Raw genomic sequence first — 15,992 nt, forward strand, 5'->3', positions numbered from 1 at the left:
GTCATCGCCGGCACCGTCGCCGCCGTCCACACCGTCGTCGACCAGGCGCAGGCCGACGGAGTCCGCGCCCGCACCATCCCCGTCGACTACGCCTCGCACTCCGCCCAGGTCGAGACCCTGCGCGACCAACTCCTCACCGAGCTCGCCGACATCAAGCCCGCAACCGCCACCGTCCCCTTCATGTCGGCAGTCACTGCTGAATTCACCGATACCACCACGCTGGACGCCGACTACTGGTACACCAACCTGCGCAGCCCCGTCCTCTTCCAGCAGGCCGTCACCCAGCTCGCGGCCACCGGCCACAGCGTCTTCATCGAAACCAGCCCCCACCCCGTCCTCACCGCGGCCGTTCAGGACACCACCGAGGCCACCGGCCACCCGGCCCGCACCACCGGCACCCTCCGCCGGGACGAGGGCGGCACCCGCCGACTCCTCACCTCCCTCGCCGAGGCCCACACCACCGGCACCACCGTCGACTGGACGACCCTCCTTCCCACCCGCCGACACGCCCAGGTCGACCTCCCCACCTACCCCTTCCAGCGCGAACGCTTCTGGCTCGACGCCACCGCCGCCCCCGGGGACGTCCGCTCCACCGGTCTCACCGCCGCGGACCACCCCCTGCTGAGCGCGGTCCTCCCCCTCGCCGACAGCGACGAACTCGTCCTCACCGGCCGGATCGGCCTCGCCGACCACCCCTGGCTCGCCGACCACGCCGTCTGGGACACCCCGCTCCTCCCCGGCACCGCCCTCGTCGAACTCGCCCTCCACGCCGGCGACCACACCGGGTGCGACATCGTCGACGAACTCACCCTCCAGGCCCCGCTGCTGCTGCCGGAGGAGGGCGCCGTCCGGATCCAGGTCCGCATCGGCACGCCGGACGAGGACGCCCGGCGGAGCTTCTCCGTCCACTCCGCCCCCGACACCCCCGACGACCCCGACGCCCTCTGGACCCGGCACGCGACCGGCGTGCTCGCCACCGGCGCCGAGCGGCCGGCCTGGGACCTCGCCGCCTGGCCGCCGGCCGGCGCCGTCCCGGTGGACATCGAGGGCCTCTACCCGCGCCTGGCCGACGACGGCCTGGGCTACGGCCCGGCGTTCCGGGGCCTGCGGGCGCTCTGGCGCCACGGCGAGGACCTGCTCGCCGAGGTGCGGCTGCCGCAGGAACAGCACGACGCCGCGGCCCGGTTCGGCCTGCACCCCGCCCTGCTGGACGCCGCCCTGCACGCGGCCGCCGCCGCCTCGCCCGGCGAGGTGCGGCTGCCGTTCTCGTGGAGCGGCGTCTCGCTCCACGCCACCGGTGCGACCGAGCTGCGGGTCAGGCTGGCGCCCACCGGCTCCGACGGGCTGGCGCTCTCGGTGGCCGACGCCGCCGGCGCCCCCGTGGCCCGGGTGGCCTCGCTGGCGAGCCGCCCGGTGGACCGGGACCAGGTGCGGGCCGCCCGCGACGGCGGCGCGAACCCGCTGCTGCGGGTGGAGTGGACCGAGCTGCCGGCCTCCCCCGAGGCACCGGCCGGGCGCTGGGTCCTGCTCGGCGCCGACCGCCTCGCGCTGTCCGACGCTCTCCGGCTCGGCGAGTACGCCGACCTGGCCGCCCTCGCCGAGGCCGTCGCGGCCGGCGCGACCGTGCCCGACGCCGTCCTGGTCACCTGCGCCGGCCCCGCGTCACCCGACACGCCGGCCGCCGTCCGGGCCGCCGCCGACCACCTGCTGGCGCTCCTCCGGCAGTGGCTCGCCGACGACCGCTTCGCGGCCTCGCGGCTGGTGCTGCTCACCCGCGGCGCGGTGGCCGCCGCCCCCGGCGAGCAGCCGCGCGACCTCGTCCACGCCCCGCTCTGGGGCCTGCTGCGCTCCGCCCAGACCGAGCACCCGGGCCGCTTCGTCCTGCTCGACCTCGACGACCGCACCCCCGCGCCGCAGGACGTCCTCGCCGGGGCGCTGGCCCGGGCCGTCGGCGGCGACGAGTCCCAACTCGCCCTCCGGGACGGCGGCCTGCTGGCCCCCCGGCTGGTCCGGGCGGCCGCCGGCCGACTGCTGGAGCCCCCGGCGGACACCCCGCACTGGCGCCTGGACACCACCGCCAAGGGCACCCTGGAGAACCTCGCCCTGCTCCCGCACCCCGCGGCGGCCGCCGCGCTCGGCCCCGGCCAGGTCCGGATGGCCGTGCGCGCCGCCGGCATGAACTTCCGCGACGTCCTGCTCGGGCTGGGCATGGTCGACCAGGACGTGATGGGCGGCGAGGCGGCCGGCGTCGTGCTGGAGACCGCGTCCGACGTCACCGGGTTCGCACCGGGAGACCGGGTGATGGGCATGGTGCCCGGCTCGTTCGGGCCGGTCGCCGTGGTCGACCACCGGCTGCTCGTCCCGCTCCCCGCGGGGTGGACGTTCACCGAGGGCGCCTCGGTGCCGATCGCCTTCCTCACCGCCTACTACGGCCTGGTGGACCTCGCCGGGCTCGCCCCCGGCGAGTCGGTGCTGATCCACTCGGCGACCGGCGGCGTGGGCATGGCCGCGATCCACCTGGCCCGGCACCTGGGCGCCGAGGTGTTCACCACGGCGAGCCCGGCCAAGTGGGAGACCCTGCGCGCGCTGGGCGTCCCGGCGGACCGGATCGCCTCCTCCCGCAGCCTCGACTTCGAGCAGCACGTCCGGGAGGCCACCGGCGGCCGGGGCGTGGACGTCGTCCTGAACTCCCTCGCCAACGAGTTCGTCGACGCCTCCCTGCGCCTGGTCGCGGACGGCGGCCGGTTCGTGGAGATGGGCAAGACCGACATCCGCGACACGGCCGAGGTCACCGCCGCCCACCCCGGCACCTCTTACCTCTGGTTCGACCTGATCGAGGCCGGCTACGACCGGATCGGCCGGATGACGGCCGAACTGATGCCGCTGTTCGAGAGCGGCGTGCTCCGGCCGATCCCGGCACGGACCTGGGACGTGCGGCGCGCCACGGACGCGTTCCGCTTCATGAGCCAGGCCCGGCACGTCGGCAAGGTGGTGCTCACCATGCCCGCCGGGCCGGACCCCGACGGCACGGTGCTGATCACCGGCGGCACCGGCGTGCTGGGCGCCCTGGTCGCCCGGCACCTGGTGACCGAGCACGGCGCGAAGCACCTGCTGCTGCTCGGCCGGCGCGGCCCCGAGGCCCCGGGAGCCGCCGAACTGACCGCCGAACTCACCGCGCTCGGCGCCCGGGTGACGGTCACCGCCTGCGACACCGCCGACCGCGACGACCTCGCGAAGGCCCTCGCCGACATCCCGGCCGAACACCCGCTCACCGCCGTCGTCCACGCCGCCGGCGTGCTCGACGACGCGGTGATCGCCTCACTGACCCCGGCGCAGCTCGCGGCCGTCCTGCGCCCGAAGGTGGACGCGGCCTGGCACCTGCACGAACTGACCCTGGGCGCGGACCTCGGCGCCTTCGTCCTGTTCTCCTCCTCGGCCGCCGTCCTGGGCGGCCCGGGCCAGGGCAACTACGCCGCGGCCAACACCTTCCTCGACGCGCTCGCCCACCGCCGCCGCGCCGAGGGGCTGCCCGGCCAGTCGATCGCCTGGGGCCTGTGGGAGCGGGCCAGCGGCATGACCGGCCACCTGGACGCCACCGATCTGACCCGACTGCGCCGCTCCGGGGTGAGCCCGCTCGCCGACGCCGAGGGCCTGGCGATGTTCAGCGCGGCCCTGCACGCCGACCAGGCGGTGCTGGTGGCGATGAAGCTCGACGTCACGGCCGCCCGCGCCGCGTTCCGGAACGGCTCGGTGCCGCCGCTGCTGCGCCGGCTGGTCGGTGCGCCGGGCCGGCCCGCGGTGGCGGCCGGCCCGGGCGGCGGGGACTCCGCACCGGCCCGCCGGCTGGCCGCGCTGCCCGCGGCCGAACGCGCCCGCGCCCTGGTGGAGCTGGTGCGCGCCAACGCGGCGGTCGTCCTCGGCCATGCCACGGACGAGGCGATCCGGCCGGACCGGGCGTTCAAGCAGCTCGGCTTCGACTCGCTGACCGCCGTCGAGCTGCGCAACCGGCTGAACGCCGCGACCGGGCTCAAGCTGCCGGCGACGCTGATCTTCGACCATCCGACGCCGGACGAGCTGGCCGCCTGGCTGCACACCGAGCTGGCCCCGGCGGAGCCGGCCGGCCCGCCGGTCCCCGACGACGAGGTCGGCCGCCTCCTGGCCACCGTCACGCCGGCCCGGCTGCGCGCCGCCGGGCTGCTCGACGCGGTGCTCGCCCTGGCCGACGCCGCCCCCCGGACGCCCGCGGCCGGGACGGACGACGCGCCGGACGGGCCGGAAGAGCTGGACGAGATCGACGCCATGGATGCCGACGACCTGGTCGGCCTGGTTTTCGGCACCACTGACCTCTGATCGCGATCGGACTGCGGAGAACAACGATGGCTGCATCACAGGCTGCATCACAGGACAAGGTGCTGGAGGCCCTCCGGCTCTCGGTCAAGGAGACCAAGCGGCTCCAGCAGCAGAACCGCGCGCTGACCGAGGCCCGGCACGAACCGGTCGCGATCGTCGGCATGGCCTGCCGGTTCCCCGGCGACGTCCGCAGCCCCGAGGACCTGTGGCGGCTGGTCGCCGAGGGGCGCGACGCCCGCTCCGACTTCCCGGCCGAACGCGGCTGGGACGCCGAGGAGTTGTACGACCCGGACCCGGACCGGCCCGGCCGGAGCTACGTCCGGCAGGGCTGCTTCGTCCGGGACGCGGACCGCTTCGACGCCGCGTTCTTCGGGATCAGCCCGCGCGAGGCGCTCGCCATGGACCCGCAGCAGCGGCTGCTGCTGGAGACCTCCTGGGAGGCCTTCGAGCGGGCCGGCATCGACCCGTCCTCGGTCCGCGGCAGCAGCACCGGCGTGTTCGTCGGCGCGTCCCCGCTCGGCTACGCCGCCGACCCGCGCAGCGCCGAGGGCTCCGAGGGCTACCTGCTGACCGGCACCACCGTCAGCGTGGCCTCCGGCCGGCTCTCCTACACCTTCGGGCTGGAGGGCCCGGCCGTCACGGTCGACACCGCCTGCTCCTCCTCGCTGGTCGCCCTGCACCTGGCGAGCCGGGCCCTGCGCGACGGCGAGTGCTCGATGGCACTGGTCGGCGGAGCGGCCGTGATGGCGGCGCCGCACATGTTCATCGAGTTCAGCCGCCAGCGCGGCCTGGCCCCGGACGGCCGCTGCAAGGCGTTCGCCGGCGCCGCCGACGGCACCGCCTGGGGCGAGGGCGTCGGCGTGCTGCTGGTCGAGCGGCTCTCCGACGCCCGGCGCCTCGGGCACCCGGTGCTCGCCGTGGTGCGCGGCTCGGCCGTCAACCAGGACGGCGCCTCCAACGGCCTGACCGCACCGAGCGGGCCGGCCCAGCAGCGGGTCATCCGGGCGGCGCTGGCCGACGCCCGGCTGTCGGCGGCGGAGGTCGACGCGGTGGAGGCGCACGGGACGGGCACCCGGCTCGGGGACCCGATCGAGGCACAGGCCCTGCTCGCCACCTACGGGCAGCAGCGGAGCGCCGAACAGCCGCTCTGGCTCGGTTCGGTGAAGTCCAACATCGGCCACACCCAGCTCGCCGCAGGGGTCGCCGGCATCATCAAGACGGTCCAGGCGATGCGCCACGGCGTGCTGCCGGCCACCCTGCACGTCGACGAACCGACGCCGCAGGTCGACTGGTCCCGGGGCGCGGTCGAACTGCTCACCGAGCAGCGCGCCTGGCCCGCGACCGGCCGGCCCCGGCGGGCCGCCGTCTCCTCCTTCGGGATCAGTGGCACCAACGCCCACGTGATCCTGGAGCAGCACATCGAGGAGCAGCCCATCGAGGAGCCGCCCACCGGCGCACCCGCCGACGCGCCCGCCGAGACGCCCCGCACGGCGCCCGCCGGCACCCCGTGGCTGCTCTCCGCCCGCGATCCGGAGGCGCTCCGCGCCCAGGCCGGGCGGCTCGCCGACGCCGTCGCCGCCGCCCCCGGGTGGGAACCGGCGGACGTCGCCTGGCCCCTGGCCACCGCCCGGGCCGGCCTCGACCACCGCGCGGTGGTGCTCGGTACCGACCGCGCCGCACTGCTCGCCGGCCTCGACGCGCTGCGCCGGGCCGAGGACGCACCGCAGGTCGTCCGGAGCCCGGCCTCCGCCCGCACCGGCAAGCTGGCCTTCCTGTTCACCGGCCAGGGTGCGCAGCGGGCCGGCGCCGGACGCGAACTGCACGGCCGCTTCCCGGTGTTCGCCGCCGAGCTGGACCGCGTCTGCGCCCTGCTGACGGAGCGGAGCGGGCTGCCGGTCCGCGAGGTCCTGCTGGCCGAGGAGGGCTCGCCCGAGGCGGCCCGGCTGGACGGGACGGCCTTCGCCCAGGCCGCCCTCTTCGCGCTGGAGGTGGCACTGTTCCGGCTGGCCGAATCCTGGGGCCTGCGGCCGGACTTCCTGCTCGGACACTCGATCGGCGAGCTGGCGGCGGCCCACGTGGCCGGGGTGTTCTCGCTGGAGGACGCGGTGACGGTGGTCGCCGCCCGTGGCCGGCTGATGCAGCAACTCCCGCCCGGCGGCGCGATGGTGGCGGTCGAGGCGACGGAGGAGGAGGTCGCCGGGCTGCTCGCGGACGACGCCCGCCCGGTGGGCGTCGCCGCCGTCAACGGCCCGCGGTCCGTGGTGGTCTCCGGCGACGAGGACGCGGTGGCGCGGATCGCCGAGCGGCTGGGCGCCGACGGCCGCCGCACCAAGCGGCTCACCGTCAGCCACGCCTTCCACTCCCCGCGCATGGACGGGATGCTCGACCGGTTCCGCGAGGTGCTCGACGGGGTGACGCTGAACGAGCCCACGATCCCCGTCGTCTCCAACCTGACCGGCCGGCCGGTCGCCGCCGGGCAGCTCGGCACGGCCGAGTACTGGGTGCGGCACGTGCGCGAGGCCGTGCGCTTCCACGACGGCGTCCAGCACCTGCTCGGGCAGGGCGTGACGGCCTTCCTGGAACTGGGCCCGGACGGCGTGCTGTCCGCCCTGACCCGGCAGAGCGCGGGCGACCGCGCGGCGGGCGTCGCGGCGGTGCCGCTGCTGCGCCGGGGCCGCCCGGAGCCGGACACCGTGGTCGCCGCCGTCGCCCAGGCGCACGTGCGGGGCGTCCCGGTCGACTGGCCGGCCTGCCTGACCGCCCTCGCCGGACCGGCCGCGCACCGGGTGGACCTGCCGACGTACGCGTTCCAGGGCGAGCGGTACTGGCTGGACTCCGCCGCGCCCGCCGGCTCGCCCGCCGAGGTGACCGGCCTGGGCGTGGGCGCGGCCGGGCACCCGCTGCTCGGCGCGGTCGTCGCCCCGGCCGAGGGCGGCGGGCTGATCCTCACCGGGCGGCTGTCGACCCGCACGCACCGCTGGCTCGCCGACCACGTCGTGCTGGGCTCGGTGGTGGTGCCCGGCACCGCCTACCTGGAGCTGGCGCTGCACGCGGCGCACCTGACGGGCTGCACGACGGTCGAGGAGCTGGACCAGGAGGCGCCGCTGATCCTCCCCGAGGACGGCGCGGTGCAGGTCCAGCTGGTGGTCGGCGAGGCCGACGCGACGGGCCGGCGGCCGATCGGCGTCCACTCGCGCCAGGACGGCGACGAGGCCTGGACCAGGCACGCCGGCGGCACGCTCGCCACCGGGAGCACCGCGGACGGGAGCGCCGACGGCTCCGACGGCTGGGAGCCGGCCGGGGTGTGGCCGCCCGAGGGCGCCGAGCCGGTGGACCTCGACGACTTCTACCCGTCCGTCGCCCGCGACGGCTTCGCCTACGGCCCGTCGTTCCGCGGCCTGCGGGCGATGTGGCGCGCGGGCACGGAGGTGTACGGCGAGGTCGCCCTGCCGGAGCCGGAGCGGGCGCAGGCCGGCGGGTACGGCGTGCACCCGGCCCTGCTCGACGCCGCGCTGCACGCGGGCCTGGTCGGGAACACCGGGGACGAGGTGCTGCTGCCCTTCGCCTGGAACGGCGTGCGCCTGCACCGCCCCGGCACGGCCGTCCTGCGGCTGCGGCTGGCCCCGGCCGGCCCGGAGGCGATGTCCCTGCAGGTGGCCGACGAGAGCGGTGCGCCGGTCGCCTCGGTCGCCTCGCTGCGGGCCCGGCCGGTCTCGGTCGAGCAGCTGCGCGCGGCCGCCGCCACCGGCCTCGCCGACGCCCTGTTCCGCGTCGAGTGGTCGCCCGTCCCGGCGGCCGAACCGGCCGGCGGACGGTGGGCCGTCCTCGGCGACGGATCCGGGCACCCGGGCCTCGACCGGTACCCGGACCTCGCGGCGCTCGGCGAGGCCGTCACCGCCGGCCTGCCGGTGCCGGACGCGGTCTTCCTGACGCTCCCGGACACCACGGGCGACACGGGCGACCTCCCCGCGGCGGTCCGCACGACCGTGCAACGGGTGTGGTCCGCGCTGACGGCCTGGGTCGCCGACGACCGCTTCGCCGGCTCCCGGCTGGTCCTGGTGACCGGCGGCGCGGTGGCCGCCGGACGCGACGAGGACGTGCCGCACCTCGCCCACGCGCCGCTCTGGGGCCTCGCCCGGGCCGCCCAGGCCGAGCACCCGGACCGCTTCGTCCTGCTCGACCTGGACGACGACGGCGCGGACACCGCCGCGGCGTTCGCGCTGGCGGCCTCGGGCGACGAGCCCCAGCTCGCCCTGCGCGCCGGCGCCGTGCTGGCCCCCCGCCTGGTCCGGGCCCGCACCGCGACACCGGCATCGGCCTTCGCCCCGGCGCCCGACGGCACGGTCCTGGTCACCGGCGGCACCGGCGCGCTCGGCGCCCTGGTGGCCCGGCACCTGGTCACCGCGTACGGCGTGCGGCACCTGCTGCTGCTCGGCCGGCGCGGGCCCGAGGCCCCGGGCGCCGCCGAACTGACCGCCGAACTCACCGCGCTCGGAGCCCGGGTGACGGTCACCGCCTGCGACACCGCCGACCGCGACGACCTCGCGAAGGCCCTCGCCGACATCCCGGCCGAACACCCGCTCACCGCCGTCGTCCACGCCGCCGGCGTGGCGGTGGACGGCGCGCTGGCCTCGCTCGACCAGGAGCGGTTCGACGCGGCGCTCCGCCCGAAGGCGGACGCCGCCTGGCACCTGCACGAGCTCACCCGCGACGCCGGGCTCGCCGCCTTCGTGCTGTTCTCCTCCGCGACGGCCACCCTCGGCGGCGCCGGCCAGGCTGGCTACACCGCCGCCAACGCCTTCCTCGACGCGCTCGCCCAGCACCGCGCCGCGCAGGGCCTGCCGGCCCGGTCGCTGGCCTGGGGCCTGTGGGAGCAGCAGGCCGGCATGGCGGGCGCGCTCGACGACGCGACGCTCGCCCGGATGCGGCGCTCGGGCGTCCGGTCGCTCACCCCGCAGGACGGCCTCGCCCTGTTCGACCGGGCGCTCGCCGGAGCCGACCCGACGGTGCTGCCGGTCCGGCTGGACGTCGCCGCGCTGCGCCGGGCCGGCGCCGACCTCCCCCCGTTGCTGCGCGGGCTGGCCGGCCCGGCGGCCGGGCCCGGCCGCCGGCCGGACGCCGGGGCGGCCGAGGGCCTGAAGCGGCGGCTCGCCGGGCTGTCCGAGGCCGACCGCGAACGCACCCTGCTCGACCTGGTGCGCGGTCAGGTGGCGGTCGTGCTCGGCCACTCGGACGCGGCCCCGGTGGGCGCGGACCGGGCGTTCGACGACCTCGGCTTCGACTCGCTCACCGCGGTCGAGCTGCGCAACCGGCTGACCACCGCGACCGGCCTGCGCCTGCCGGCGACGCTGGTCTTCGACTATCCGACGGCCGCCGAGCTGGCCCGGTACCTCGACGCGGAACTCCCGCGCGAGGGAGCGCCGTCGGCCGCGCCGGCGCTGGCGGAGCTGGCACGCCTCGAAGCCGTTCTCGACGGGGTCGGCACCGACCACCCGGACCGGGCGCGGATCGCCGCCCGACTGCGCGCCCTGACCGCCCGGTGGAGCGACCAGCACGGCTCGGCCAGCGGCGAACCGCCGGTGCCCGAGCTGGAGTTGGACTCGGCCGGCGACGACGAGGTCTTCGACTTCATCACCAACGAGCTCGGCATCTCCTGACCCGCCCGCCGGCCGCCGGGCCGGCCGTCCGTCCTGTTCCTGTCCGATCCGAAGGGGTTGCGCCACTGTGGCCAGCGAGACCGAGGACAAGCTCCGTTACTTCCTCAAGCGGGTGACCGCCGATCTTCAGGAGACCCGCCGGCGGCTCCAGGAGATGGAGTCCGTCACGGGCGAGCCGATCGCGGTCGTCGGCATGGCCTGCCGCTTCCCCGGCGGCGCCGACTCGGCGGAGCGGCTGTGGCAGCTGGTCGCGGACGGGCGGGACGCCATCACGCCGTTCCCCGCCGACCGAGGCTGGGACGTCGAGGCGCTGTACGACCCCGACCCGGACCGCACCGGCCACACCTACGCCCGCGAGGGCGGCTTCGTGGCGGGCGCGGACCGGTTCGACGCCGGGTTCTTCGGCATCGGGCCGCGCGAGGCGCTGGCGATGGACCCGCAGCAGCGGCTGCTGCTGGAGACCTCCTGGGAGGCCTTCGAGCGGGCCGGCATCGACCCGGCCACGCTGCGCGGCAGCAGCACCGGCGTCTTCATGGGCGCCGGGCAGGTCGACTACGCGGCGCTCGCCCAGCGGGCCACCGACAGTCTGGAGGGGTACCTGCTCTCCGGCGGCGCGGCGAGCGTGATCTCGGGCCGGCTCTCCTACGTGTTCGGGCTGGAGGGCCCGGCGATCACGGTGGACACCGCGTGCTCGTCCTCACTGGTCGCCCTGCACCTGGCCTGCCAGTCGCTGCGCCGCGGGGAGTGCTCGACGGCGCTCGCGGGCGGGGCCGCCGTGATGGCCTCGCCGGGCATGTTCGTCGAGTTCAGCCGCCAGCGCGGGCTGGCGCCGGACGGGCGGTGCAAGGCCTTCGGCGCCGCCGCCGACGGCACCGGCTGGGGCGAGGGCGCCGGCGTCCTGCTGCTGGAGCGGCTCTCGGACGCCCGGCGGGCCGGACACCGGGTGCTGGCCGTGGTGCGCGGCTCGGCCGTCAACCAGGACGGCGCCTCCAACGGGCTCACGGCTCCCAACGGGCCGTCGCAGCAGCGCGTCATCCGCACGGCGCTCGACAACGCCCGGCTCACGGCCGCGGACATCGACGCGGTGGAGGCGCACGGGACGGGCACCACGCTGGGCGACCCGATCGAGGCGCAGGCCCTGCTCGCCACCTACGGCCAGGAGCGGGCCGACGACCAGCCGCTCTGGCTCGGCTCGGTGAAGTCCAACATCGGCCACACCCAGGCGGCCGCGGGCGTGGCCGGCGTGATCAAGATGGTGATGGCGATGCGGCACGGCGTGCTGCCCGCCACCCTGCACGCGGCCGAGCCGACGCCGCACGTGGACTGGAGCGCCGGCGGGGTCGAACTGCTCACCGAGAACCGGGCATGGCCGGCCGGCGAGCGCGCCCGGCGCGCGGGGGTGTCGGCGTTCGGAGCGAGTGGGACGAACGCGCACGTCATCCTGGAGGAGGCCCCGCCGGTCGAGGACGAGGCCCTCGCCGCCGACTCGCCCTCCCCCGTGGTGCCGTGGGTCCTCTCCGCCCGCGACGAGACCGCCCTGCGCGCCCACGCCGCACAACTCGCCGACCACCTGCGCGACCACCCCGACACCGACCTCCACGCCGTCGGACACACCCTCCTGACCGGACGCGCCACCCTCGACCACCGCGCCGTCGCCCTCGGCCGCACCCACGACGAACTCCTCACCCAGCTCACCGCGTTGACCGAGGAGAGCACGACGAGCGGCAGCGCCGAGCACACCGGCCGCACCGTCTTCGTCTTCCCCGGCCAGGGCTCCCAGTGGATCGGCATGGGCGCCGAACTCCTCGACACCTCCGAAGTGTTCCGCACCCACATCGAAGCCTGCGCCGAAGCCCTCGCCCCGCACACCGACTGGTCCCTGCTCGACGTCCTGCGCGGCAACGACGACCTCACCCGCGTCGACGTCGTCCAACCCGCCCTCTTCGCCGTCATGGTCTCCCTCGCCCGCCTCTGGCAGTCCCTCGGCGTCCAACCCGACGCCGTCCTCGGCCACTCCCAGGGCGAAATAGCCGCCGCCCACATCGCCGGCGCCCTCACCCTCGACGACGCCGCCCGCATCGTCGCCCTCCGCGCCAAGGCGATCACCAGCCTGGCCGGTACCGGCACCATGGCCAGCGTCGCGCTGCCCGCGTCGCAGGTGGAACCGCTCCTCGCCGCGCATCAGGGGGAGGTGAGCATCGCCGCCGTCAACGGCCCCACCCACACCGTCATCGCCGGCACCGTCGCCGCCGTCCACGCCGTCGTCGACCGGGCCAAGGCCGACGGCGCACGGGCCCGCACCATCCCCGTCGACTACGCCTCCCACTCCCCCCAGGTCGAGGCCCTGCGCGACCAACTCCTCACCGAGCTGGCCGACATCGAGCCCGCGGCCACCACCGTCCCCTTCCTGTCGGCCGTCACCGGCGAGATCACCGACACCACCACGCTGGACGCCGACTACTGGTACACCAACCTCCGGCAACCCGTCCTCTTCGAACAGGCCGTCCGCGCCCTCGCCGACACCGGCCACACCACCTTCGTCGAGACCAGCCCCCACCCCGTCCTCACCCCCGCCGTCGAGGACACCCTCGACACCACCGAGCACCCGGCGGTCGTCACCGGCACGCTCCGCCGCGACGAGGGCGACTGGACCCGGCTGCTCACCTCCGCCGCCCACCTCCACACCCACGGCGCCCGGGTCGACTGGGCCCCGCTGCTGCGCCCCGGCCACCACCCCGACCTCCCCACCTACCCCTTCCGGCGGCGCCGCTACTGGGTCGACATCACGGGCACCGGCACCCCGGTCGCCGATCCCGACGACCGCGCCACGGCCACCGCGGGGGCGGAACTGCGGCGGCGGCTCGACGACCTGCCCGAGCCCGACCGCGAGCCACTGCTGCTCGACCTGGTGCGGTCCCACGCGACCGCCGTCCTGGGCCTCGACGAGCCGATCGCGCCCGGGCGCTCCTTCCACGAGCTGGGCTTCGTCTCGCTCACCGCCGTGGAACTGCGCAACCGGTTGAACGCCGCCACCGGCCTCCGGCTCCCGGCCGCCGTCGCCTTCGACCACCCGACGCCCGAGGCGCTGAGCGGCCACCTGCACGGCCGGCTCCTCGACACCGCGGCCGAGCCCGCCGACCAGGCACCCGCGCCGGCGGCCGCGGTCGGCGACGACGAGCCGATCGCCATCGTCGCGATGGCCTGCCGGTACCCGGGCGAGGTCCGCAGCCCCGAACAGCTCTGGGGGCTGGTCGCGGACGGCCGGGACGCGATCACGCCGTTCCCCGTGAACCGGGGCTGGGACCTCGACAACCTCTACGACCCCGACCCGGACCGCCCCGGCCGCACGTACGCCCGCGAGGGCGGCTTCCTGCACGACGCCGACGGCTTCGACGCCGCGTTCTTCGGGATCGGCCCGCGCGAGGCCCTCGCCATGGACCCGCAGCAGCGGCTGCTGCTGGAAACCTCCTGGGAGGTCTTCGAGCGGGCCGGCATCACCGCGGACAGTCTGCGCGGCAGCCGCACCGGCGTGTTCGCCGGCAGCAGCGGCCAGGACTACCACCTGCTGGCGCAGGGCGCGGCGGACGGTCTGGAGGGCTACCTGATGACCGGCAACGCGGCCAGCGTCATCTCCGGCCGGCTCGCCTACACGTACGGGCTGGAGGGCCCGGCCGTCACGGTGGACACCGCGTGCTCGTCCTCCCTGGTCGCCATCCACCTGGCCTGCCAGTCGCTGCGGTCGGGCGAGAGCACGCTCGCCCTCGCGGGCGCCGTCACCGTGCTGTCCACACCGCAGGCGTTCACCGCCTTCAGCCGGCAGCGGGGCCTGGCCCCGGACGGGCGCTGCAAGCCCTTCGCCGCCGCGGCCGACGGCACCGCCTGGGGCGAGGGGGCCGGCGTGCTGCTGCTGGAGCGGCTGTCCGACGCCCGACGCAACGGACACCCGGTGCTCGCCGTGGTCCGCGGCTCGGCCACCAACCAGGACGGCGCCAGCAACGGCCTGTCCGCGCCGAACGGTCCTTCCCAGCAGCGGGTCATCCGGCAGGCGCTGGCCAACGCCCGGCTGACCGCGAACGAGGTGGACGCGGTCGAGGCGCACGGGACGGGAACGCCGCTCGGGGACCCGATCGAGGCCGAGGCGCTGCTCGCGACGTACGGGCGGGACCGGCCGGCCGACCGGCCGCTCCGGCTGGGCTCGGTGAAGTCGAACATCGGCCACACCGCGGCCGCGGCCGGAATGGCCGGCGTGATCAAGATGGTGATGGCGATGGAGCACGGCGTCCTGCCGCCCACCCTGCACACCGACGCCCCCACCCCGCACGTCGACTGGGACTCGGGCGCGATCGCCCTGCTCACGGAGTCGGTGGCCTGGCCCGAGCACGGCCGCCCCCGCCGCGCCGGCGTCTCCGCCTTCGGCATCAGCGGCACCAACGCCCACGTCGTCCTCGAACAGGCCCCGGTCGCGCCCGAGATCCCGCCCCGCCGGGCTTCCGACGACACCGCACCGGCGGCCTCGCCGCAGCCCGAGCCCCCGGCCGACGCCCCGGCGGCCGAGCAGCGGCCGCTCGTCCTCTGGCCGGTCTCGGCCCGGGGCGAGGCCGCGCTGCGCGGCCAGGCGGAGCGCCTGCGCGCCCACCTCGACGACGTGCCCGGCCTCGCGCCCGCCGCCGTCGGCCGCTCACTGGCGCTCACCCGGTCCGCCCTCGCGCACCGCGCCGTCCTCATCGGCCGCGACCTCGGCGAGCTGGAGGCCGGCCTGGCCGCACTGGCGGCGGGCACCGCCGCGCCGGGGCTGGTCCGGGGCACCGCGGCGGCCGGCCGGGTCGGTTTCCTCTTCCCCGGCCAGGGCAGCCAGTTGCCCGGGATGGGCCGGGGTCTGCACGCCGCCCACCCGGTCTTCGCGCGGGCCCTGGACGAGCTGTGCGAGCTGCTGGACCACCAGCTCGCCGAGCCGGGGCGCCCCGCACTGCGCGACGTCCTGTTCGCCCCGGAGGGCAGCCCCGAGGCGGCCCTGCTCGACGAGACGGTGTTCACCCAGGCCGGGCTCTTCGCCGTCGGCCTGGCGGCGTTCCGCCTCCTCGAATCCTGGGGCGTGACGCCCGACCACGTCGGCGGCCACTCGATCGGCGAGCTGGCGGCGGCCTGCGCGGCCGGCGTACTGACGCCGCAGGACGCCTGCCGGCTGGTCGCCGCGCGCGGCCGGCTGATGCAGGCCACCCCGACCGGGGGCGCGATGGTGGCCGTGGAGGCGGCCGAGGACGAGGTGCTGCCGCTACTGGCGGGCCGGGAGGAGCAGCTCGGCCTCGCCGCCGTCAACGGGCCGCGCGCCGTCGTGCTGTCCGGCCTGGCCGAGGCCGTCGACGAGGTCGCGGCCGTGCTCGCCGCACGCGGGTGCCGGACCAAGCGGCTGCGGGTCACCCGGGCGTTCCACTCACCGCTGATGGACGGGGCGCTGGCGGGCTTCCACGAGGTGGCGGGCGAGCTGACGTACCGGGCGCCGCGGATCCGGCTGCTGTCGAACCTGACCGGCGAGCAGGCCACCGCCGAACAGGTCGGCAGGCCGGAGTACTGGGTGCGGCACATCCGGGAGACGGTGCGGTTCCACGACGGCGTGCGCCGGATGGCGGCGGACGGCGTGACGACCTTCCTCGAACTCGGCCCCGGCGGCGTCCTGTCCGCCCTGGTCCGGGAGGCGCTCGCCGACCGTGCGCCGGCCCCGGCGGCGGTGCCGCTGCTGCGGCGCGGCCGGCCGGAGTCGGAGAGCGCGCTGACGGCGCTCGCCCACGCCCACGTCCGCGGGGTCCCGGTCGACTGGGACGCCGTGCTCGCCGATCCCGGGGCGCGCCCGGTCGCCCTGCCCACCTACGCGTTCCAGCACCGGCGCTTCTGGCCCGACGCCTCGCCGGCCGTCCGCCCGGAGGTGCCCGGCGCCGCGGCGGGCACGGTGAGCAGCGCCCCGGACGTGCTGCGCAACGCCCCGGCCGA

The 15,992-nt window shown here is 76.8% G+C and carries 2 protein-coding genes and 1 pseudogene; all 3 read left to right on the forward strand.

Going from position 1 to position 15,992, the window contains the following annotated elements:
* On the forward strand, nt 1–4,350 hold a 4,350-nt coding region (locus tag ACWDRR_RS33425; RefSeq protein ID WP_449776012.1), incomplete at its 5' end, for an SDR family NAD(P)-dependent oxidoreductase.
* 26 nt (nt 4,351–4,376) lie between these two features.
* On the forward strand, nt 4,377–10,007 hold the full coding sequence (locus ACWDRR_RS33430; RefSeq protein WP_449776013.1) for a type I polyketide synthase: 5,631 nt from the start codon (nt 4,377–4,379) through the stop codon (nt 10,005–10,007).
* A gap of 46 nt (nt 10,008–10,053) precedes the next feature.
* Nucleotides 10,054–15,933, forward strand: a pseudogene (locus tag ACWDRR_RS33435) (type I polyketide synthase); the annotation flags it as partial.
* Nucleotides 15,934–15,992: the final 59 nt, after the last annotated feature.

The organism is Kitasatospora sp. NPDC003701, assembly GCF_053587085.1.